Annotated in this window: 16 protein-coding genes and 1 tRNA gene; 14 read left to right on the top strand and 3 right to left on the bottom strand. The window is 66.0% G+C overall.

Annotated elements, in window-relative coordinates; all coding sequences use genetic code 11:
* Positions 1-114: 114 nt before the first annotated feature.
* The 14 genes from dnaE to J2S71_RS11240 all read left to right on the top strand — a co-directional run bounded on the left by dnaE (position 115) and on the right by J2S71_RS11240 (position 16,518).
* Positions 115-4,020, top strand: coding sequence for a DNA polymerase III subunit alpha (gene dnaE / locus J2S71_RS11305; protein WP_307391953.1), 3,906 nt, complete (start codon positions 115-117; stop codon positions 4,018-4,020).
* A 101-nt stretch (positions 4,021-4,121) separates the two neighbouring features.
* Positions 4,122-4,505 carry a desulfoferrodoxin family protein gene (locus J2S71_RS11300; RefSeq protein WP_021726238.1) on the top strand — a complete coding sequence of 128 codons (384 nt, stop codon included), beginning with the start codon at positions 4,122-4,124 and terminating at the stop codon, positions 4,503-4,505.
* Positions 4,506-4,757: 252 nt separating this feature from the next.
* Complete coding sequence (locus tag J2S71_RS11295) at positions 4,758-6,617, top strand: hypothetical protein (protein WP_307391949.1); 1,860 nt, start codon at positions 4,758-4,760, stop codon at positions 6,615-6,617.
* A 52-nt stretch (positions 6,618-6,669) separates the two neighbouring features.
* Positions 6,670-7,332 carry a crossover junction endodeoxyribonuclease RuvC gene (gene ruvC, locus J2S71_RS11290; RefSeq protein WP_307391947.1) on the top strand — a complete coding sequence of 221 codons (663 nt, stop codon included), beginning with the start codon at positions 6,670-6,672 and terminating at the stop codon, positions 7,330-7,332.
* A complete protein-coding gene (ruvA, locus tag J2S71_RS11285) occupies positions 7,329-7,961 on the top strand; it encodes a Holliday junction branch migration protein RuvA (RefSeq protein WP_021726089.1) in 633 nt (210 codons plus the stop codon). The genes ruvC and ruvA overlap by 4 nt, the downstream gene beginning before the upstream one ends.
* Positions 7,961-9,031 carry a Holliday junction branch migration DNA helicase RuvB gene (gene ruvB / locus J2S71_RS11280; protein ID WP_307391944.1) on the top strand — a complete coding sequence of 357 codons (1,071 nt, stop codon included), beginning with the start codon at positions 7,961-7,963 and terminating at the stop codon, positions 9,029-9,031. The genes ruvA and ruvB overlap by 1 nt, the downstream gene beginning before the upstream one ends.
* Before the next feature lie 40 nt (positions 9,032-9,071).
* Positions 9,072-9,461: a hypothetical protein gene (locus J2S71_RS11275; RefSeq protein WP_021726250.1), complete on the top strand. Its 390-nt coding sequence runs from the start codon at positions 9,072-9,074 to the stop codon at positions 9,459-9,461.
* Between the two features lie 184 nt (positions 9,462-9,645).
* Positions 9,646-9,852, top strand: coding sequence for a cold-shock protein (locus tag J2S71_RS11270; protein WP_021726039.1), 207 nt, complete (start codon positions 9,646-9,648; stop codon positions 9,850-9,852).
* A 144-nt stretch (positions 9,853-9,996) separates the two neighbouring features.
* Positions 9,997-11,424, top strand: coding sequence for a Sapep family Mn(2+)-dependent dipeptidase (locus tag J2S71_RS11265; RefSeq protein WP_307391940.1), 1,428 nt, complete (start codon positions 9,997-9,999; stop codon positions 11,422-11,424).
* A 9-nt stretch (positions 11,425-11,433) separates the two neighbouring features.
* Positions 11,434-12,411, top strand: coding sequence for a radical SAM protein (locus tag J2S71_RS11260; protein ID WP_307391937.1), 978 nt, complete (start codon positions 11,434-11,436; stop codon positions 12,409-12,411).
* Positions 12,404-12,715 (top strand): hypothetical protein, encoded by a 312-nt coding sequence (locus J2S71_RS11255; RefSeq protein ID WP_307391933.1) that lies wholly within the window; start codon positions 12,404-12,406, stop codon positions 12,713-12,715. Before J2S71_RS11260 ends, J2S71_RS11255 begins: the two co-directional genes overlap by 8 nt.
* A 215-nt stretch (positions 12,716-12,930) precedes the next feature.
* A complete protein-coding gene (locus J2S71_RS11250; protein ID WP_307391931.1) occupies positions 12,931-14,409 on the top strand; it encodes a nicotinate phosphoribosyltransferase in 1,479 nt (492 codons plus the stop codon).
* A gap of 127 nt (positions 14,410-14,536) precedes the next feature.
* On the top strand, positions 14,537-16,378 hold the full coding sequence (argS, locus tag J2S71_RS11245; RefSeq protein WP_307391929.1) for an arginine--tRNA ligase: 1,842 nt from the start codon (positions 14,537-14,539) through the stop codon (positions 16,376-16,378).
* 64 nt (positions 16,379-16,442) lie between these two features.
* Positions 16,443-16,518: transfer RNA gene (locus tag J2S71_RS11240), tRNA-Ala, on the top strand.
* A 37-nt stretch (positions 16,519-16,555) separates the two neighbouring features.
* Here the strand turns inward: J2S71_RS11240 and J2S71_RS11235 are convergent.
* The 3 genes from J2S71_RS11235 to J2S71_RS11225 form a co-directional block, all read right to left on the bottom strand.
* On the bottom strand, positions 16,556-17,266 hold the full coding sequence (locus J2S71_RS11235) for an HAD family hydrolase (protein WP_021726077.1): 711 nt from the start codon (positions 17,264-17,266) through the stop codon (positions 16,556-16,558).
* Positions 17,259-19,781: a tetratricopeptide repeat protein gene (locus J2S71_RS11230; RefSeq protein WP_307391925.1), complete on the bottom strand. Its 2,523-nt coding sequence runs from the start codon at positions 19,779-19,781 to the stop codon at positions 17,259-17,261. Before J2S71_RS11230 ends, J2S71_RS11235 begins: the two co-directional genes overlap by 8 nt.
* Positions 19,782-19,878: 97 nt before the next feature.
* Positions 19,879-21,450, bottom strand: coding sequence for a polysaccharide deacetylase family protein (locus J2S71_RS11225; protein WP_307391922.1), 1,572 nt, complete (start codon positions 21,448-21,450; stop codon positions 19,879-19,881).
* Positions 21,451-21,493 lie beyond the last annotated feature (43 nt).

The raw sequence follows: 21,493 nt of genomic DNA, 5'->3' as shown, positions 1-21,493 counted from the left end.
GCTGGGGATATCTGTGAATCCGCAGCTATGCGTGGGGCGATGCCGGCGGATTCGGTCGGGGCGTTCGGCTATCATCTGTCCTGACGGTGTTCGGCTTTCCCGGAGGCAGCGCGCATGGCATTCGTCCATCTCCACAATCACTCGGACTTCTCGATCCTCGATGGCGCCACGCGCATTCCCGACATGGTCAAGCGTGCGGTGGACCTCAAGATGCCCGCCGTCGCCCTCACGGATCACGGCTACATGTTTGGCATCCCCAACCTCGACCTCGAGTGCCGCCACTACAACGACGACGCCCCCGCCATGGTGCAGTGGCGCCACGATGTGGAGTGCTTCAAGAAGGGCTGGGACCTGGACGAACCTGAGCCCGACCGTCCCGATGCGGAGCCCTGGCAGTGCGCGCATGCCCAATGGGAGGGGGACGTCCGGGCGTGGGAGGGGTCCGACCACGACCTCTCCGCCGTTCAGGCCCATCGTGCCCCGCTGCGCATCAAGCCCATCTTCGGCTGCGAGTCCTACTTCATCACGGACGACTGCATCGAGCGCGGCACCAAGCAGCGTCGCTACCACCTCATCCTGCTCGCCAAGAACGAGACGGGCTATGCCAACCTGCTCAGGTGCATGTCCATCGCCGCGGGCCACGAGATGTACTACTACAAGCCGCGCGTCACGCTCGACATGCTCAGGCGTTACAGCGAGGGCGTCATCTGCCAGAGCGCCTGCGTGCAGGGCATCATCCCCCAGCGCATCCTCGAGGGCAACGTGGACGAGGCTCGCGAGTGGGCGCGTGCCTTCAGGGGCATCTACGGCGATGACTTCTACATCGAGATACAGGACCACGGTCTCAGCTTCCGCAACGGCTGGGACGATCGCAAGCTCGACGAGTACCTCGTCAGGATCGCCCGCGAGCTGGACATCAAGGTCGTCGTCACCAATGACTTTCACTACCTCACGCGCGAGGACGCCCCCACGCAGGACATCCTCTCCTGCATCGGCAAGGCCACCACGCTCGATGACCCCAACCGCATGCGCATGGAGGGCAGCGAGTTCTACATGAAGAGCGAACAGGAGATGCGCGAGCTCTTCTCCTGGATTCCCGAGGCGTGTGACACCACGCTCGAGATCGCAGACAAGTGCGACTTCGAGCTTGACTGGTCCAGCATGTACCTGCCGAACTTCCCAGGGCTCAAGTCCGGTGAGACGGCAGAGGAACGCTTCCGGACGGAGTGCGAGAGAGGCCTGGCAAGGCGCTATGGCAACGACTGGCGCAACGTGGTCATCAACGGCATCAACGTGCAGGAGCGCTTCGAGTACGAGTACAAGGTCATCTGCGACAAGGGCTTTGCCAACTACTTCCTCATCGTGCAGGACTACGTCCAGTGGGCCAAGGACAACGGCATCGGCGTGGGGCCGGGCCGCGGCTCGGCGGCAGGGGCCATCGTGGCCTATGCCATGAACATCACGAGCTTCGACCCGCTCGAGAACAACCTCATGTTCGAACGCTTCCTCTCGCCGCAGCGCTCCGAGATGCCCGACATCGACATGGACTTCGATGACGAGCACCTGCAGGACGTCCTGCAACACGTGCGCGACGTCTACGGCGAGGACCACGTCTGCAAGGTCATCACCTACTCCACCATCAAGGCCAAGCAGGCCATCAACGATGCCGCCCGCGTGCTGGGCCAGCCCGTCTACGTGGGGCAGCGCCTCTCCAAGATGCTCTCGAACGACCCCAAGCTGGCGCTCGGGAATGCCCTGCACAAGAACGAGAAGAGGCCCGACCAGTATTCGCCCGACTTTGAGGACGCCTACGACAAGGACCCCGACGCGCACCACATCATCGATGCGGCCCTCTCCATCGAGGGGCTGACGCGCGGCGAGGGCGTGCACGCCTGCGCCACGCTCATCGCCCCCACGCCCGTCACCGACCACGTGCCCACCAAGCTCGACACCAAGGGCAACGTCACCATCACGCAGTACGAGGGTCACTCGGTGGCCGACATGGGCCTGCTCAAGATGGACTTCCTGGGTCTGCGCACCCTCACCGTCATCGACAAGGCGCTGGCCAACATCCGCCACAGCCATCCCGCCGCAGCCGACATCGAGGCCATGCCAAGGGCCGTCAGGGCCTGTCTCAAACCCGATGCCACCTGCGTGGACATCGACGTGGACAAGATCGACTTCGCAGACCCCAAGATCTACGAGCTGCTGGGCTGCGGCCACACGGCGGGCGTGTTCCAAGTGGAGTCCGACGGCATGACGGCCACCATCAAGAACATGCAGCCCACGGAGTACAAGCAGATCGTGGCCCTCATCGCCCTCTATCGCCCGGGCCCCTTGGGCGCCGGCATGGTGGACAGCTACATCAAGCGCATGCATGGCCAAGAGAGGATCTCGTACTACGACGAGCGACTGCGCCCCATCCTGGAGGAGACCTACGGCACCATGGTCTACCAGGAGCAGGTCATGCAGATCTCGGTCAAGATGAGTGGCTTCACGCCGGGCGAGTCAGACTCCCGCATGCGCAAGCCCGTGGCCAAGAAGAAGATCAAGATGCTGACAGGTGAGGTCTTCCACTGGGAGGGCAACGGTGCGGACGAGACCATCTACGACCACTGGATGAACGGTGCCGTCACCAATGGCTACCGGCGCGAAGTCGCCCAGGAGCTTTGGGACAACGTCCTTGAGTTCGCCTCCTACGCCTTCAACAAGAGCCACTCGGCGGGCTACGCCATCCTCGTCATGCAGACGGCCTGGCTCAAGGCCTACTTCCCGCGCGAGTACATGGCCTCGGTCCTCACGTCCTACATGGGCAAGACGGACAAGATCGTCCACTACGTGAGCGCATGCCGTCACGAGGGCATCCAGGTGCTCCCCCCCGACATCAACGAGTCCGGCAGGGACTTCACGGCGACGGCCGATGGCATACGCTTTGGCTTTGCCGGCATCCGCGGCGTGGGCGAGGGCCCGGCGGAGGCCATCATGACCGAGCGCGCCGAGGGTGGGCCCTTCAAGAACCTGCATGACTTCGTCGATCGCGTGGACGGTGGCCAGGCAAACCGTCGCGTCGTGGAGGCGCTCATCAAGGCCGGTGCCTTCGATGCCACCGGCTACCCACGCAGGCAGTGCATGTCCTTCGTGGACAAGCTCGATCCCTCCAACATCATCGATGCGGCGGCAAAGCGCCAGAGGGATCGTGCCGCTGGCCAGAGCTCCCTCTTCGACATGTTCGGCGACGTGGCGGGCTCCGGCTTCGAGGATGATGTTCCCGAACCAAACGACGACGAATGGGATCGCCACACCAAGCTCGCGCAGGAGCATGAGGTGCTCGGCATCTATGTCTCCGACCATCCGCTGCGCCCGTTCGAGTACGCCCTCTCCAAGGCGCGTGACTGCACCATTGCCGACCTCGATACGACCGTCCCCTTTGTCGATCCCGTGTCGGGTGAGGCGGGCACGCATCCCCAGGTGCCCGATGGCAAGGTCATTCGCCTCGCGGGCATGGTCCCCACGGGTGGCGTCGCCAAGAAGGTCACCAAGCGTGGTGACCAGATGGCCATCGTCACGCTCGAGGACATGGAGGGCGAGGTGCCCGTCGTCGTCTTTCCCAAGACCTACAAGGAGTGCGCCGCCGCCCTGGAGGGTGAGGTCGACCTCGAGACGGGCGAGCGCGTGGGGGATGTGTTCATCAAGGTCACGGGCAAGCTGGAGCGAGGCGACAGGGGCATACAGGTCATCGCCTCGACGGTCGAGGGCATGGAGCTCAACGAGAGATCCAACCGTCCCAAGGTCCTGGAGGTGTGCATGACGCCACGTCAGCTCTCGCAGGATCGCATCGAGACGCTGCAGTCCATCCTTTCCCGCTATAACGGGTTTGACCATGTCGAGTTGCTTGTCGAGGGGGCGAGTGGCGGCACCATGCGCATGGCCCTGCCCGTGAAGGTGGACGCGCGCAACATGGTGCTCATCGCTGAGGTCAGGGATCTGATGGGGCATGATGGTCACGTACAGCTGGTCTAGATAAGTTTCCGGACGACCGTATATGTTATTGACATGATGGCAATAATGAGGGCATGCGATGGTGGGGACCATCGCGCCACAGACGAGTGAGAGGAACCAACATGTCCGAGCCTACCTTCTATCGCTGCAATACGTGCGGCAATCTGGTCTATGTGGTCAACGAGGGAACCTGCACGCCCGAATGTTGTGGCGAGCCGATGGAGGAGCTGGTCGCTGACTCCACCGATGCCGCAACCGAGAAGCACGTGCCTGTCATCGAACGTTCCGGCGAGACCGTGACCGTCAAGGTCGGCGAGATCGCGCATCCCATGCTTGAGGCCCACTTCATCCAGTGGATCGCGCTGGCATACGGCGAGGCCGTGTCGTTCCACCATCTCGAGCCTGGCGAGGAGCCCGTCGCAACGTTTGCGGGTGTGCCCGCGGACGCCAAGGTTGTGGCCTTTGAGCACTGCAACCTTCACGGGCTGTGGAAGGCAGGGGCCTAGGGCCACGGCGTTTGGCGAGCGTCTGTGCGCGGGCACCGGTTCGACCGGTGCCCGCCTTTTCATAGGCGTGCCCCTCGCTCCGGCAGGTGCCCTTGGCCCCTGACACCGGCGGCCCCATCTCACGCAGGTGTGCGGTGGGCCTGCGGATGGGCGGGGACCGATGCGGCGACGGGGCCGTACGGCCCTTGGCCCCAACGATCCGGGTCGTATGGCGTATCCTGAGGGAAGCGATACGAGCAGGAAGGGTTCGTCATGAGAATCGGCATCGCACAGATCGAGACTCGCCCCGGTGACCTCACGACCACAGGGGAGCGCATCTGCTCCTATGCGAGCGCTGCGGCGGTGCAGGGTGTCGACCTGCTCCTGTTCTCGGCAGGCGCCCTGACGGGTTTCCAGGGCGTGCGGCCGAGCGACCAGCAGGACTTTGACGTCGATGTCTTCCGCTGTCTCTGCGGCCTCTCCGAACGCGTTTCCTGTCCCTGTGTCATACCGGTCTACCTGGGGCTTGAGGATTCGCTCTTTGCCGATGTCGCCCTGGTGGCGGACGGCAGGGTCCGCCTGCTCAACATGGAAGTCGATGGCTTCCAGATGGGGGAGACCCCCGAGCGGCCTGTCGCGCCAGGCTCGCGCGTGCTGTCCTATGGGGGGAGAACGTTCCAGTTTGCCTGCACCCTCGACGAGTATGATGCCATCGTCTATGCGGGTACATCGGCGGACGTCGTGGTGCTGCTCGACTCCGAGGGGGCGAGCATGGACGATCCCATGAGCCTGCTGGGTGCCGCCCTGGAGGAGAACAGCTATGCGGACGACGCGGCCAACCTCGGGAGCTGGGTCGTGGGCGTGGCGTCACTGGGCGTGAGCGGCGAGTCGGTCTCATGCGGCGGGAGTTTTGTGCTGTCGCCGACGGACGGGCTCGTGGCCGTGGCGCCCGCCTTCGAGGAGCATCTGCTCGTTGCGCCCCTCGAGGAGGGTGCGGCCGTCCCTGACACGCGTCCGGAGCGCCCCGTCCTTGACGAGCGGCTCTTTCTCTGGCAGCTGCTCACCTTGGGTATCAAGGGGCTCACCGCTCGCGCGGGCGCCGCCCCCGAGGTGGTGCTGGCGCTCGATGGGACCCTGTCCTCGCAGGTGCTGGCCATACTTGCCTCGGATGCCCTCGGTCCCACGCACGTGCACGCGCTGCTCTGTGCGGCGGATGCGGCGGGACAGCGGGCATCCGACAACCTGGTGACCCGCCTGCGTGTGGATAGCCGCCGCTCCGAGCATGCCCGCACGCAGGGGGCGTCCGCGGAGGACGTCCTCGAGTCCTCCCAGGTGGAGGCGCAGCTTGCCGCGTGGGCAGCGGAGCTGGATGGCGTCGTGCTCTCATCTCAGGACAAGACGGCGCTCGCCCTGGGGCTCGATGCTCGCCAGGCGACGGCGGCCTTCGTGGTTCCGCTGTATGACGTGTATCGCTCCGATCTCCTGACGTTGGCGCACTTCAGAAACACCATCTCCCCGGTCATTCCGCATGTGGCGCTCATGCCCGCGGATCTTCCCGATCCGTGGGGACATGCGGTTCGCGGTGCGCAGGAACGCGAGGAGCGCCTGAGCGCCATTGACCGCGTGCTGGCCGAGTACCTCGAGAACGCTCGACCCATAGCGGACGTCATCGACGTCACGGGGTTCTCGCGCGAGTTCGTACTTGATGTGCTCGATGCCCTGGATGACGCCAATGGCCTGTGTCTCGTGATGCCGCATACGCTCGCCACGGGCGCGCTCACCCTCAGGGAGGCGGCGCTTCCCACGGGCATGACCTGGCGTGACGGCGCCCACGCGCATCCGGGGGAGCTGCAGGCAACACTCTCGGACCTGGTCGAGCGGCACCTTGACCGATCGCGGCAGCAGGAGGATGCGACCGATGCCCAGACGCCATCTGATGGGGCCACCCCCCTGGGGCAGGGGGCGCGGGAGGACGTCGCGCGCCAGATGTCCGAGGCCCTTTCGCTGCTGCGCGACTTCGCGCAGGCGCAGGGCCTTGACATCAGCGTGACCCAGCGGGAGCTGGGGGAGACGGAGCACGACGGTCGCACCGACGACCATCCCGGCTGGCGCTATCCCTTCTCCGAGAACTGAGTGCCGGCTGTGCTACCATAGAACGGACGTTCGTGTCCGCAGAGGGAGACGCATGGTTATCCTCGGCATAGACCCAGGCCTCGCCCATACGGGCTGGGGGATCATCGAGACGCGTGGTGCGACCTGCCGGACGCGCGCCTATGGGTGCATCGCAAGTGACACGTCTCTCGACCTCGCACGCCGTCTGGGGAGGATCTACGACGAGGTCTCGCGGGTCATCGTCGCCTACGCACCTTCAGAGCTCGCCATAGAGAAGGTCTTCTTTGGCGAGAACACGCGCTCCGCCATCGCGACGGCACACGCGCGCGGTGCCGCCATCGTCGCGTGCGCCGAGGCGGGGCTGCAGATGGGGGAGTACACCCCCATGCAGATCAAGCAGGCCGTGGTGGGTACGGGCTCTGCCGACAAGCGCCAGGTCATCTTCATGGTGCGCACCATCCTCTCCCTCGACCACGACCCACGCCCCGACCACTGTGCCGACGCGCTCGCGGCGGCGGTGTGCCATGCCAACCTCACCACCACCCAGCGCGTCGCCCGCAACGTTGCCTCCGTCGCGGTCTTCGAGGCCGAGCAGGCGCAACGCGACCAGGCACGCAAACGGGCCAGCGAGGAGACCGCCGCCGCCACGGCAGCGGCGGTGGCGCTGCGCTCGGCAGGCCCCCAGGCGCGTCCGGCTGTGTCCCGGGCGCGGCAGAGCAGGAGGAGCACGCAATGATTTCCCAGCTCACTGGATCGCTCGTGGACGTGTCTCCAACGTCTGTCGTGCTCGATGTCGGCGGCATCGGCTTTGTCCTAGGCGTCTCGGCCACCACTGTGGCCGCGCTGCCACAGGCGGGCAGCGCCGGCATCACCCTCCTCACACGCATGGTCGTGAAGGAGAATGCCATGGAGCTCTATGGCTTTGCCTCCGACGACGAACGCGCCGTCTTCGACAGGCTCATCACCATCTCTGGCGTGGGACCCAAGCTTGCCCTTGCCGTCCTCTCCTCCTTCGCCCCGGCGGCGCTGGCCACCATCGTCACGATGCAGGACGTCAGTCGCATGGCCCAGGTGCCCGGTGTGGGCAAGAAGAAGGCACAGCGCCTGCTCATGGAGCTCTCTGACGTGTTTGCCAAGGACGCCACGTTGCGGGGGTTGACTGGCGGCCAGGACGTGCCATCCGGTGCGCCATCCCAGCCCGATGCGTCCGAATCGACTGCCGAGGAGGCCACCTCGGCGCTCCTCTCCATGGGCTTTACCCCACAGGAGTGCGACCTTGCCCTCAAGGGGCATGACGAGGCGGGCGCGACCACGCTCGAGCAGACCATCGCCTACGCGCTCAGGCGTCTGGGAGGTGGTGCCTGATGTGGGAGGCCCCCGATGACGACCTCTTTGCGGATGCCGTGGGGACCCCGTCCCACGAGCGCGAGCGCATGGTCACCGGCGAGCTCACGGCGGACGACATCGACGTCGAGCACAGCCTGAGGCCCACCACGCTCGATGGCTACATCGGCCAGGAGCGCGTCCGATCCAACCTGCGCGTGCTCATCGCTGCCGCCAGGGAGCGCAATGAGACGTTGGATCACGTGCTCTTCTCGGGTCCTCCGGGCCTGGGCAAGACCACGCTCGCCGGCGTCGTCGCCACCGAGATGGGCGCGCGCCTCAAGACCACCTCGGGCCCAGCCATCGCGCGCACGGGGGACCTCGCGGCCATCCTCACCAATCTCGAAGAGGGGGACGTCCTCTTCGTGGACGAGATCCACCGTCTCAACCATCAGGTCGAGGAGGTCCTCTATCCGGCGATGGAGGACTTCGCCCTCGACATCGTCATCGGCAAGGGCCCGGCTGCCCGCTCCATCAGGCTGGACATCCCATGCTTCACCCTTGTGGGGGCCACCACGCGCACGGGCCTCCTCACGGGCCCCCTGCGGGACCGCTTTGGCATCTCGTATCGGCTCGACTACTACGGCACGGACGAGCTCGCCCGCATCGTGGAGCGCTCTGCCTCCATCCTTGGCGTCGAGGTGGACCACCAAGGTGCCCAGGAGATCGCCAGCCGCGCGCGCGGCACGCCGCGCCTGGCCAACCGCCTGCTCAAGCGCGTGCGTGACTATGCCCAGGTGCGCGCCGACGGCAGCGTCACGTGGGAGGTCGCGGCGGAGGCCCTCTCGTTCTTCGAGATAGACGAGATGGGACTCGACTGGATGGATGCCAGGATCCTCGATGCGCTCACGCGCACGTTCCGTGGCCGACCCGTGGGGCTCGCCACCATCGCCTCGGCGGTGGGGGAGGACTCCTCCACGCTCGAGGACGTCTATGAGCCCTACCTAATCCAGCGTGGCCTCATCGTCCGCACGCCGCAGGGCAGGCAGGCCACGGCCCTCGCTTACGAGCATCTCGGCATCGTGCCGCCCGCGGAAGGCGGCGGGGCCTGAGTGCCCCAGGGCAGCGTCATGACCATCAAAGGGAGACCACATGTTGCAGCACGACTATCTGCTCGAGCTCATCGCCCAGTTTGTGGAGGTGGTCAGCTCTGCGCTCAGACGTGCGCTCGGTTCGGGGGATCTCTCGGCGGCCGGTGAGGTCGAGGAGGCCATCGCCGGCCTGCTGGACATCGACCCCGTGATCGCCTTGCAGCTCTCGCCCGACTCGCTCGTCACCATGATGGTGCTCTCCGGTGTGGGCGACTCGGTTGCGGAATATGTGGGGTATGCGCTCGACAAGGTGGGCGATGCCTACGCCACCGCGGGAAGGGGTGAGCTGGCGGAGGTGCGCCATGCCCAGGCCCAGGCTGTCTACGGGTCGTTCGGGCTCGAGGAGCACAGTGTCCCCCCCGAGCTCAGAGGGTTGGACAAGCAGCTGTAGGAAGGGGTGGGCAACCTGTGGCGCCACATGCCTGAAGGCCCTCTGCCCCAATTTGTTCTGTCGTTTGAAAATACTCAACGCCCTGGCCCGTCCCGTACGGTAGAATAGCGGTCGTGGCTCACGCCACGGTTAGAGCGCCTCGGCGCAGCGTTTATACCCCTAGGGGTAGGAAGAAAGGCACGACATGGCAAAGGGTACTGTTAAGTGGTTCAACCCAGACAAGGGCTATGGCTTCATCTCTCGTGAGGATGGCGATGACCTGTTCGTTCACTTCTCCGAGATCAAGATGGATGGCTTCAAGACCCTCGAGGAGGGCCAGGCGGTCGAGTTTGACGTCACCCGCAACGAGGAGAAGGGCAAGGATCAGGCCTCCAACGTGAGGAGGATCTAGTCCAAAGGCCCATAGCGCATGATGGGAGGCCGCACGCGTGCGGCCTCCTCTCATATGGTTTCCCGATGCCTCGGCGGCCCTCGCCCTACGGAGGGGTAGACTGCCTACCGTGGCGCGGATGCCGTCTCACGGAAGGAGGGGCATATGGCTGATGACGCCCTCTGGCACGAGGTCGAGGCATACGTGGACGAGGTGTGGGAGGATGTCGTCGCGGACATTCGCATGCTTGTGAAGGTGCGCTCCGTGGAGGATCTCTCCCAAGCCTCCGAGGGCGCCCCGTGGGGTCCCGGCCCACGCGCGTCACTCTCGCGCGCACTCGCGATCGCCGGGCGCCTGGGCCTTGCCACCACGGATGTCGATGGCTATATCGGCTTTGGTGACCTTCCCGGTGCGGACGAGCGCTACCTTGCCACCATTGCCCACAGCGACGTCGTGCCCGAGGGGCTGGGATGGACGGTCAGCCCCTTTGACGTGACGCGCAGGGATGGCTTCCTCATGGGTCGCGGCGTCCTGGACGACAAGGGTCCGCTCGTGCTCTCGCTCTATGCGGCGCACTTCTTCGTGCGCCAGGTTGCCCGTACGGGCGAGCGTCTGCCCTATACCCTGCGCTGCCTCATCGGCGCCGAGGAGGAGACCTCCATGGGCGACCTCGCCCACTACCTCGCCCACTATCCCGCCCCCCTCTTTGCCTTCACGCCCGACGCCGACTTTCCGCTCATCTGTGGCGAGAAGGGCGTCTTCGAGGGGCGCTTCACGTCCGGGGACATCCTGGGCACACCCGACAGTCGCATCGTGACGATGGACGGCGGCACCGTGTCCAACGCCATCTGCGGACTTGCAACGGCAACGGTGCGCGCGGACGCGGGCACGCTGCCCGTCGCCGAGGGCATCGACGCCGAGCCCGCCGGCAATGGCCTGGCCACGCTCACGGCCCATGGCAGGGGCGGCCATGCGTCGCTGCCCGAGGGCACCGTCAATGCCATCGGCATGCTTGCCAGCTACCTGCTGGGAAGTGACGTCTGCTCTGCGGCAGAGCGCGCCTTTCTCGAGCTCGAGCGACTGCTGTGCGCCTCGGGCCACGACGGTGCGGCCCTGGGCATCGCAAGCTCCAACGACCGCTTTGGCGCGCTCACGCTCGTGGGTGGCACCATCCACACCGAGGGTGCGCGGCTCGTGCAGTCCTGTGACGCACGCTATCCCGACGCCACCACGCACGAGGCCATCGCGCAGGCGCTCTGCCAGGCGGCGCGGGAGCATGGGGCCACGTTCGAGCCCATCCAGGTGAAGGAGCCCTTCTACACCGACCCATCCTCGCCGGAGGTCACATGCCTGCTCACGACGTACGACGAGCTCACGGGCGGGAGGTCCGAGGCCTTCGTCATCGGTGGCGGCACCTATGCGCGCATGTTCCCCCGCGCCTGCGCCTTCGGTCCGCATGAGCCTGCGGAGGACGTGCCGGCGTGGGTTGGGCCGGAGCACGGCCCCGATGAGGCCGTGAGCGAGGAGAGCCTGCGGCGGGCGCTCGAGATCTACATCGTCTCCATCGCCCGCCTCATGCGGATCGAGTACTAGGGTCGCATCGTGTCGACCTATGCGGCATACGACCGCTGCGAGCTCTGTCCGCGTCGCTGCCACGCCCTGCGCAACGCGGGGCGGAGGGGCCTCTGTGGTGCCTCGTCGGCGTTGAGGGTCGCCCGCGCGGCCCTGCACCACTGGGAGGAGCCGCCCATCTCGGGCGAGACGGGTTCCGGTGCGATATTCTTTACGGGCTGTCCCCTGCGCTGCGTGTTCTGTCAGAACCAGGACATCTCGCAGGGAGGCTTTGGCCTGGACGTGAGCGTGGGGCGCCTGGCCCAGATGATGCTCGAGCTGGCGGGGCAGGGGGCGCTCAACATCAACCTCGTGACGCCCCTGCACGCCGCGCCGCAGGTGCGCGATGCCGTACTGTTGGCACGCGAGGCTGGGATGGGCCTTCCCGTGGTGTGCAACACCTCGGGCTACGAGCTGCCCACCACGGTGGACGCCATGGCCGACGTGGTGGACGTGTGGCTCACGGACTTCAAGTACGCCTCGCCCGCGCTGGCGCGCGAGCTCTCTTGCGCGGGGGACTACCCCGCGGTGGCCTTTGAGGCCCTTGCGCACATGCTCGCCTCGCTGCGCGAGCGGGGTGGCCGCCGCGAGGGCGCGGATGGGTGCATGGAGCAGGGGATCATCGTACGCCATCTCGTGATGCCAGGCCACGTGGACGACTCGCTCGCCGTGCTCGACCGTGTATGGGAGGCCTGTGGCAACGAGGCGGACCTCTCCGTCATGAACCAGTACACACCCACCGGGCGCTGCCTGAGGATGGGTGGGGACCTCGCGCGAGCCCTCACGGACGACGAGTACGAGCGCGTGCTCGACCATGCTGACGACCTGGGCTTCGAGCGGCTCTGGTGGCAGCAGGGAGGCACCGTTTCCGAGAGCTTCGTTCCCGCCTTCGACGCCACGGGCGTCGAGGGGCCGGAGCTCGCACCCATGATGGCAGGCCCGTCAAGTGAGGGGGGACAGCATGCGTGACATCGCGCCACTGAGCGATGAGGAGCGTGCGGAGCTGGAGGAGCTTCGCAGGGAGAGGGCCCAGCGAGCCGAGGCTGCCCAGGCGGCCCACGAGCGCAGGGAGCTCGAGCGCCTCAAGTCCGAGCGCGCCGCCATGGAGCGCGAGCAGGCCGCGGACGAGCGGGCGGCGCGCCTGCGCGCCAAGAATGCCCGGCTCATGGAACCGGATGACGATCTGAGGATGCCCGTGGGCCAGAAGGTCGTCCTCATCGTGCTGGCCATCATCGTTCTCGTGGTTCTCACGACCCTGTGGCTGGGCCACTAGGGCAGACCTCTCCGCGTCCGTCCCCTGTCGGAGACGGAAGGGGCTGCCAGGGATGGCACGTCGCGCCTCATCCAACGCGCCCAGGGCCCGCCGGCGCATGCGGGGCATGCCGCTGCGCCTTCAAGGCGAAGCCTTGACCCAAGTGCTACCCTTGGGGGAGCACGCCTGCGGCACCTGCGCCGAGGCAGTACGCCACCTGCAGAGGGGACACGCACATGGCACTCACCGATGGCACCCATCCGAGCGACGTCGCGCTCAACACGGACCTCTACGAGCTCACGATGGCCCAGGGCCTCTGGGAGTCAGGGATGGTGGATGCCCAGGCCTGCTTCACCGTCTTCTTCCGCGAGAACCCCTTTGGGGGCGGTTACAGCGTCGCCTGCGGCATGGGGCAGATCGCCGACCTCGTGGAGAGCTTCACGTTCGCGCCGGATTCCATCGACTACCTCTCCACGCTCGAGGCACCGGGCGGCGGTTCCATGTTCAAGCCCACCTTCCTGGACTTCCTGCGCGACTTCCGCATGCGGGTGTCGGTTTGGGCGATCGCCGAGGGTGACCTCGCCTTCCCGCGCGAGCCCATGGTGCGCGTCGAGGGGCCCATCATCGACTGTCAGCTGCTCGAGACGGCTCTGCTCAACCTCGTCAACTTCCAGACGCTCGTGGCGACCAAGACGGCGCGCGTCGTGCATGCCGCCGAGGGCCATCCCATGAGCGACTTTGGCCTCAGGCGCGCCCAGGGCCCCGATGGTGGGCTCTCGGTCGCCCGCGCCTCCTATATCGGCGGCGCCGCGTCCACCTCCAATATGCTTGCGGGCAAGATCTACAGCATCCCCGTGTTTGGCACGCATGCCCACTCCTGGGTGATGTCCTTTCCCAACGAGCTGGAGGCCTTTCGTGCCTTTGCCAAGTCGAGTCCCAAGAACTGCGTGCTCCTGATCGACACCTATGACGTGCATCAGGGCATCAGGAATGCCATCATCGTCGCCAAGGAGATGGAGCGCGCCGGCGAGCGGCTCGCGGCGGTACGCATCGACTCCGGCGACCTCGCCAAGCTCTCCAAGGAGACGCGTCGGGCCTTTGACGAGGCCGGCCTGCCCTACGTGAAGATCTCCGCCTCCAATGACCTCGACGAGTACACCATCCAGTCGCTCCTTGCCCAGGGCGCGCCCATCGACTCCTTCGGCGTGGGTACCAAGCTCGCGACCTGCGACCCCCAGCCGTCGCTCGGGGGCGTCTACAAGCTCTCGGCCGTGCGTCACTCGGCGGACGTGGCGTGGGAGCCTGTCATCAAGCTCTCCGAGATGGCCTACAAGCGCACCATTCCCGGCATCCAGCACGTGAGGCGCTACTACGACGCCGCTGGCTGCCCCGTGGGCGACATGATCGTGGACGAGGGCTATGACAAGGGCAGGCCCACCATGGTGGATGTGGTGGATGACCTCGTGAGCTACGACCTCTCCGGCATGGAGTCCCGCGAGCTGCTCGTGCAGCTTGTCAAGGAGGGACGGCGTGTGGCCGCGCCCGAGGGCATCGAGGACGCCCGCGCCCGGGTGCGCGAGTCCCTGCGCATGCTCGACCCGAGCGTGCGCCGCTTCCTCAACCCCCAGATGTATCCGGTGGGACTCGAGGAGGGCCTGGCCGAGCTCAGGCGTCGCCTTGCCACGCGCGAGCATGCCGGGTCCGGCCGGGCGTAGCTCCCGTCCTCTCTGTTCGCTTGCCGCATTCGGGGCGGGACGGCGTGGCATCCCGTCCCGTCTGCTAGACTTACGCAGCTGTGGCGCGCATCGGCGCGCACGACGCGTCGTCCCAAAAGGAGTATGCATGCCCGAGACACTTGAGGACCTTGTGAGACAGGCCATCACGGCCGCCCAAGCAACCGGTGAGCTGCCGGAGTTCGCGGTTGACGACTGCGGCCTCGAGCGTCCCGCGGACACCTCGCACGGAGACTGGTCCTCCACGGTGGCCATGCGCTCCGCTCGCCTCGCCCATATGGCGCCCTCCAAGATCGCCTCCGCCATCGTGGCGCACCTCCCCTTGAGTCCCGCCATCGCCACGTGTGAGGTGGCTGGTCCGGGCTTCATCAACTTCTATCTCAGCACCAGCGCACACAACGAGGTCTTCCGCCGGGTGCGCGAGGCGGGCGACCAGTGGGGTCGCTGCGACGAGGGCCATGGCCTCTCGACTCAGGTGGAGTACATCTCCGCCAACCCCACCGGCCCCCTGCACCTGGGCCATGGCCGGTGGGCCGCCATCGGCGACTCGCTATGCAACGTGCTCGAGCATGCCAACTACCGGGTGCAGCGCGAGTACTACATCAACGATCACGGCAGCCAGATGGATGTCTTCGGCCGTTCCGTCGTGATGCGCTACCTGCAGCTTGCCGGGCTCGTGCGCGACGGTGCCACGCTCGCTGCGGCGCAGGGACGCCTGCTTGCCGACCGCGAGGCCTATGTCGAGGACGAGGATGACGCCCATCCCGAGCTGCATCCTTACATGGATGCCTTCACGGAGGCATTGGGTGGCAACTCCTATGGCGGCGATTACATCATTGACCTTGCCCAGGAGCTCTATGCATCCGACGGCGACCGCTGGGTGGACGTCCCCGACGCAAGGCGCATGCCGGAGTTTCGCGAGCGCTCCTACCAGAGGATGCTGCAGCATATCAAGGACACCTGCCACAAGGCGCGCTGTGACTTTGACGAGTGGAAGAGCGAGCGCAGCTTCTACGAGCGAGACGCGTCGGGCACCTCGCCCATCGAGCAAGCCCTGGGGCGACTCGATGCCATGGGCTATGTCTACACGGACAAGAGCGGTGCCGTCTGGTTCGAATCCACCGAATTCGGCGACGACAAGGATCGCGTGCTCGTCAAGACGAACGGCGAGTACACCTACTTCGCCTCGGATGTGGCCTACACCTGGGATAAGTTCCAGCGGGTGGACTATGAGATCAACATCTGGGGTGCCGACCACCATGGCTACGTCAAGCGCGTGCAGTCGGTGGCCGAGGCCTTCGGCCACAAGGGAAGGTACGAGATCCTCCTGGGCCAGCTCGTGAACCTCCTGCGCAACGGCGAGCCCGTGCGCATGTCCAAGCGCCGCGGCACCATGATCGGCTTCGAGGAGCTGCTCGACGAGGTGGGTGCCGATGCCACGCGCTATACCCTCATCAGCCGCTCATCCAACCAGACCATCGACTTCGACATAGAGGCCGTCAAGCAGAGGAGCAATGCGAACCCCGTCTACTACGTGCAGTACGCTCACGCTCGCATCTGCTCGATCCTGCGCAGGGCCGCAGGTGTCACCCCACAGGAGGCACACGACCTGGGCATGGACGAGGTGGCGCGCCGTGCCGTCGGCGATGCGTACGACCTCTCGCTGCTGACCCATGCGTCCGAGGCGGCCCTTGCCCGCAAGGTGTCCGAGTTCCCCGAGCTCATCGCTGGCTGTGCCCGCGATCGCGCGCCGTTCCGCATCACGCACTTCTGCGAGGAGCTCGCGGGGGCCTACCACGCGTTCTATGGCACCTGCCAGGTGCTGCCCAGCGCGGGGCATCCCGTGGACGAGGCGCTTTCCAAGGCGCGCCTTGCCGCCTGCGACGCCGTCCGCATCAACCTCGCCGTGGCGCTCCGCCTCATCGGCGTCTCGGCCCCTGAGGTCATGTAGACTCGCCACGGAGGTTGACGCACGGGGCCGAACTTGGCATACTGTCCTTCGTGTGAAATCGCGCGGGGATGTAGCTCAGTTGGGAGAGCGCAGCGTTCGCAACGCTGAGGCCGAGGGTTCGAATCCCTTCATCTCCACCAGGAAACCGTAGGTGCCCCTCATGCGAGAGGCACCTTTCTAGTGCGCGGGCGGGGAGGCAAACGGGTGGGGCGTGATGTCCTCCCAGCTGTCGATCCACAGGTCAGAGACGGACTGCAGCTCCCCGACCTGTTGGATGGGGTCGCTGCTGCGCACGCCACAGGTGAGCATGCCCACCGCGTGGGCGGAGAGCACGCCCTGGATGATGTCCTCGAAGACGATGCAGTCCTTCGGTGCGGCGTCCAGGCGGCGGGCGCACTCCAGATAGATGTCGGGATGATCCTTTCCCCACGTGACCTCTGCGCCGTGGACGCGCGCATCGAAGAGGCCGTCCACGTCCACGTGCCGGATGGCATCGAGCACGGAGGGCGCGTTGGTGGTGGCAAGGCCAATGGGGATGCCCTGGGCTCTGAGCGCATGCAGGTAGGCCTCGACGCCCGGGCGGAGCGTCGCCCTTGTCTCGTACAGCGCACGGCCCATGCGGGTCCACGCCTCGCAGACCTCCTCCACGCTCTCCGAAAGGCCGTAGCGCTCGATGGTATAGCGTGCCCCTGCGGCAAAGCCCAAGACGTTGAGCGCACGTCCATAGCTTTCGTCGAAGTCGATGCCATGCGCTCCCAGGAAGGCGACGTCCACCTCATGCCAGAGATGGGCGGTGTTCGAGATGGTGCCATCGAAGTCGAAGATGGTAGCCTTGAAGCTGGGCGGCCAGAGCGATGGCGTCTGAGTCATCGCCTCACGCCTAGGCATCGGGCTCGTCCTCGAGCGAGCGTAGGATGGAGAAGATGACGTCATCGGGATAGAGGGCGCTGAGGATGCTGATGAAGTTGCGTGCGACGGGAAAGACCTCCGCATCGAGGGACGCCTTCGTGCACTCCATGAAGGTGCTGGACATCTGCTCGGTGGGCGCGACGGGAATATTGGCATCCCTGAGCACCTGTGCCACCTCGTCAAGCGACATGTTCTCGTGATAGGTGTCGGGATGGTGCGAGGCGAGCATCGAAAGCTCCATGGCCGCCATGGGGAAGGTGCCCTTCAGGACTGAGATGGCGCACATGTAGCAGGCCTCGGCGGCCAGGATGTTGCCACTCCGCCACTGGAAGTAGGCCATGCGGTAGTATCCTATCCCCACGCCCTCGGGGTCATGGGCCATCTTGAGCAGCTCGCCCAGCTCCTGCCGTGCGGCATCGTTGTCACCCGAGGACTCCAGGCAGCGCACCAGGTGTAGACGTACCCGCCGGTCAAGCGGGGCAAGCTCGAGGCATCTGCGGGCCGCCACGAGGGCACCTGCGGCGTCCCCCTCGGAGAGGCAGGCGACCGAGAGCATGAAGACGCATTCGAAGTAGCTGTCGGGCACGAGCATGACCGATGTGCCTGGCTGGGCGTAGAGGCGGTTGTAGAGCGCGCGATCGACGTAGTTGCCAAAGTAGCGCCACTGCACGCCTGCGCTGTCGCGGTAGACGCCCCGCTCGTCCACGGTAGCGAGGGCGCGCATGAGCGTCAGTCGCGCCTGCGCGGCCCTGTGCTCCTGCAGGAGCCGCTGCGCGGAACCCGCCGCCCTGGAGAGGACGTCCCCCCGCACGAACTCCTCGCCCACGGCGAAGACATCCTCCTTGAGGCTGCCATCGATGAGCCCGCGGACAGTGCGCTCCGCGGCGTCGCGCACGGTGGGGTCGGGATCATCGCCGGCGACGTCGAGGATCATGCGCACGTTCTGCTCGGTTGAGTCCCTGACGTCCGAGCTCACGAGCCGGCGCATGATGGTGGTGGCCACCAGGGCGCGCTTGTCGGCTTCCTCGATGGCGAGGTCATACACGTGGTCGCATCCCAAGGCACGGGACTGCTCCGGGGCGATTCTGCGGGCGGAGAGCGAGACGGGCTCGTGGCGCCACGGCGGGCAGAAGCGCGGCTCGCTGGGCTGGAACGCCTGCCCGACGGGCTTGAGCATGCCATTCTCGTAGCGCATCTGCGGTACGAAGCGATGGAGCGCCCGTTCCAGCTCCCCCCCACCCATGCGCTTGAGGTCGAGCGCCTGGAAGCGCCACCGGTCGAAGTCGATGGAGTAGCAACACCAGTGGCGCTTGGGCGTGTCCATGATGCCGGCAACCCACACGTGCCTGATCTTCCGCGAGGTCCTGAAGGCACAGGTGGCGAGCAGCAGGGCCAGCCTGAGCGCATAGGAGGAGGCGGCCTTGCGACGCATCTCGCGCGAGCTGGTGACCACACCCAGGTCCTGCACGTACATGGAGGAAGGAAACACCTGTTCGCCAGGCAGCCCAATCTGGATGGCCATGTTGCCGTCCGCCACGTTCACGCGGTAGTCGACCTCCAGGCGATAGGGGAGCTTGAGCGACTCGACGGCGCGTGAGAAGAGGTGTCGCACGGTCCACTCGGTGTCAGGGAGGTCTCCCTCCGGCGGCTCGTCCAGGACGTGGATGGAGGGCACCTGGGCGCAGATGGAGGAGAGGAAGCTCTGGCACAGCTGGAAGCAGTCATCCTCGTCGGGGGGCTCCTCGTCGGCAAAGTACAGGGCGCATGACCGCGCCGCATTGAGCGCCGCCTCGATCCTGATGAGCCTGAGGCGTGCGAGGTAGGCTATGCTGCCATTCCATCTGAGGTAGAACATGCCGCTGCGGCGGGGAACGACCACCTGGAACGCCGGCAGGTCCACATCGGTGGAGAAGAGCCCAGCCTCCTCGAGCATGCGGGCCGCAAAGTCCTCGAGCCCAGAGGGAAGCAGGATGCCCCCCTCACCCCTCGATGCCTGGCGCGTGCGTATGTCCCCAACCAGGAGCTTGAGCTCGGCGATGGGATCGGAGCTTCCTTCTAGGCGGTTCTCGAGGTCGGCGAGGTCGAACTGCGAGCAGGCGGGCGTCCGACGTGTCGAGGGGGAGGGCGCCGCTCCCTCGGGGCCCTCAGGCGTCGGAGACTCGTCACGGGGGAGGGAGCTTCCGGGGACGTCAGTCCCGACGGTCTCCTCCGTCGAGGTGTCGTCGGATGGGGGAGCCCCCTCGCATGCCCGTGCGACCTCAGTGGCATCGGGATGTGACGTGAGGGCGTCCGTACGATCGCCCTCGGCCGACCGCGGATCATACGGCCGAACGTGCAGGGCGAGAAGGACGCAGATCACGGCGGAGACGAGCCAGGCGACATCGGCCGTCATGCCTGCGAGGAAGACGAAGAGCGCGGCAAGGGCCATGAGCACGCCCCGTGCGATGAGGGGGGCGCGCTCATGGCCCTGCTGAGCTGTGGTGTGGTACGGCATGGGACTCCTGGGACAGGGATGCTTACCCAGCATTTATACCCGAACGAGGAGCCTCGATGCGCCGGGTGGGACGTTTGCCCGGACCCCCGATCCAAGGCTACGTGTTGTCGCCGATCTCCGTGGGCCATACGGCATCGTCGGGCATCTTGGCGTCGCCCGACGCGACCTCGGTGGGGATGGAGCTGTCGGAGGCCAGCAGCTCGTCGATGGTGACCAGCTTGTAACCCTGTTGTTGGAGCTGCTCGATGATCTTGGGGAGCGCCTCCAGGTCCTGGTCGCGGTTGCCGCCACCGTCGTGCATGAGGATGATGGAGCCAGAGGTCACACCCGCCAGCGCATTGCTGACGATGGCGTTGACGCCCGGATGCTCCCAGTCCTTGGAGTCCTGGGTCCACGTGATGGAGTAGGAGATGAGGCCGTTCGTCTTGAGCCAGGTGCTCTCGAGGAAGTCGCCATACGGCGGACGCAGCATTGTGGTCTCCACGCCCGTGGCGTCCTTGATGGCGCCAAAGGACTTGGTGAGCTCCTGCTGGAGCGACGCCGCATCGAGCTTGGAGAGCTGGGGATGGGTGTCGGAGTGGCAGGCCAGCTGGTTGCCGCTGTCCACGATCGCCTTTGCGAGCTCGGGGTGCTCACGGATGTTCTGACCCAGGTTGAAGAAGGTTGCCTTGATGCCGTACCGGTTGAGGATGTCGATGTAGCGCTGGGTGTATTCGCTGGGACCGTCATCGAAGGTGAGGGCCACGAGCTTCTGGCCGTCTGTGGGTGAGCAGTTGTGCAGCGTGACGATGCAGTCCTTCACGTCCTGCGTGGTGACGTCTGACGTCTTGCCCGACTCGGAGCCCGTGCGCGTCTCGACGGTGCCCACCTGCCCCCACTGCGAGACGTAGGCGACCGATCCGGCGCCACCCTTCATGTTGAGCTTGGGCTGGATGGTCTGCGTGGTGGAGGCGTATGGCTCGGTGACGTCCGCCCCGTCAGAGATCTCCACGTTGTCACCTGCATGCACCTGGTAGGAGGAATCCTGGTCCTGGCTCAGCTCGGTGCCATTGACGGTGGCGGTGTAGGGGGTACCGGCGCCCTCGCGCATGACCTCCCCCGTGACGTCGAGGTAGTTGCCGGCCGTCACCTTGATCTGATGCCTCCGCACGAGATCGGCGATGGTCGAGCTAGGGGACTCCTGGTAGACGTCACCATTGACGGTCACGCTCACGGGGCGGGTGAGCCAGAGGAACGCACCACCGCCGGCCATGAGCGCGAGGACGATGAACACGACGATGATGGGCATGCGGTTGGACTTGCGGGAGCTCTCGCGCTCGGCCTTGGCGATGGTCTCGGGAGAGGCGTGGGAGCCGTAGTGCCGCCTGCTGGGGATATAGCCCACGGGATCCGTGTCCTTGGCGGGCCACGAGCGCCTGTCCCTTGCGTGCGCGCGCCGCTTGGGAACATAGACCGGCTGCACGGCATCATGCGCAACGGTCGAGATGTCCGCGAACTCGTCGTCTATGGCATCCGGCTCGTCATCGATGTCGTCTGGCTCGCCCTCGTCCGCATCGATGTCGTCCACGGCTGGCACGGCGCCCAGCTCCTCCTCTCCGGATGCCCCCTCCCGGTCGTCCGGAGAGGGGGTCTCTTCCACGGGCACGTCGTGATTCCCTTTGGCTGCCATGAACGAACCATCCCTTGCATTCTTGTGAGAGGACGAAGCACAT

The sequence above is a fragment of the Olsenella profusa DSM 13989 genome, from assembly GCF_030811115.1.
Taxonomy (GTDB): Bacteria; Actinomycetota; Coriobacteriia; order Coriobacteriales; family Atopobiaceae; genus Olsenella_F; species Olsenella_F profusa.
This window is presented reverse-complemented; position numbering and strand designations above follow the sequence as displayed.

What these genes read in the sequence shown, in the direction of transcription:
- dnaE (WP_307391953.1), top strand. Translation starts at nt 115, where the DNA reads ATGGCATTCGTCCATCTCCACAATCACTCGGACTTCTCGATCCTCGAT.
- J2S71_RS11300 (WP_021726238.1), top strand. Translation starts at nt 4,122, where the DNA reads ATGTCCGAGCCTACCTTCTATCGCTGCAATACGTGCGGCAATCTGGTC.
- J2S71_RS11295 (WP_307391949.1), top strand. Translation starts at nt 4,758, where the DNA reads ATGAGAATCGGCATCGCACAGATCGAGACTCGCCCCGGTGACCTCACG.
- ruvC (WP_307391947.1), top strand. Translation starts at nt 6,670, where the DNA reads ATGGTTATCCTCGGCATAGACCCAGGCCTCGCCCATACGGGCTGGGGG.
- ruvA (WP_021726089.1), top strand. Translation starts at nt 7,329, where the DNA reads ATGATTTCCCAGCTCACTGGATCGCTCGTGGACGTGTCTCCAACGTCT.
- ruvB (WP_307391944.1), top strand. Translation starts at nt 7,961, where the DNA reads ATGTGGGAGGCCCCCGATGACGACCTCTTTGCGGATGCCGTGGGGACC.
- J2S71_RS11275 (WP_021726250.1), top strand. Translation starts at nt 9,072, where the DNA reads ATGTTGCAGCACGACTATCTGCTCGAGCTCATCGCCCAGTTTGTGGAG.
- J2S71_RS11270 (WP_021726039.1), top strand. Translation starts at nt 9,646, where the DNA reads ATGGCAAAGGGTACTGTTAAGTGGTTCAACCCAGACAAGGGCTATGGC.
- J2S71_RS11265 (WP_307391940.1), top strand. Translation starts at nt 9,997, where the DNA reads ATGGCTGATGACGCCCTCTGGCACGAGGTCGAGGCATACGTGGACGAG.
- J2S71_RS11255 (WP_307391933.1), top strand. Translation starts at nt 12,404, where the DNA reads ATGCGTGACATCGCGCCACTGAGCGATGAGGAGCGTGCGGAGCTGGAG.
- J2S71_RS11250 (WP_307391931.1), top strand. Translation starts at nt 12,931, where the DNA reads ATGGCACTCACCGATGGCACCCATCCGAGCGACGTCGCGCTCAACACG.
- argS (WP_307391929.1), top strand. Translation starts at nt 14,537, where the DNA reads ATGCCCGAGACACTTGAGGACCTTGTGAGACAGGCCATCACGGCCGCC.
- J2S71_RS11235 (WP_021726077.1), bottom strand. Translation starts at nt 17,266, where the DNA reads ATGCCTAGGCGTGAGGCGATGACTCAGACGCCATCGCTCTGGCCGCCC.
- J2S71_RS11230 (WP_307391925.1), bottom strand. Translation starts at nt 19,781, where the DNA reads ATGCCGTACCACACCACAGCTCAGCAGGGCCATGAGCGCGCCCCCCTC.
- J2S71_RS11225 (WP_307391922.1), bottom strand. Translation starts at nt 21,450, where the DNA reads ATGGCAGCCAAAGGGAATCACGACGTGCCCGTGGAAGAGACCCCCTCT.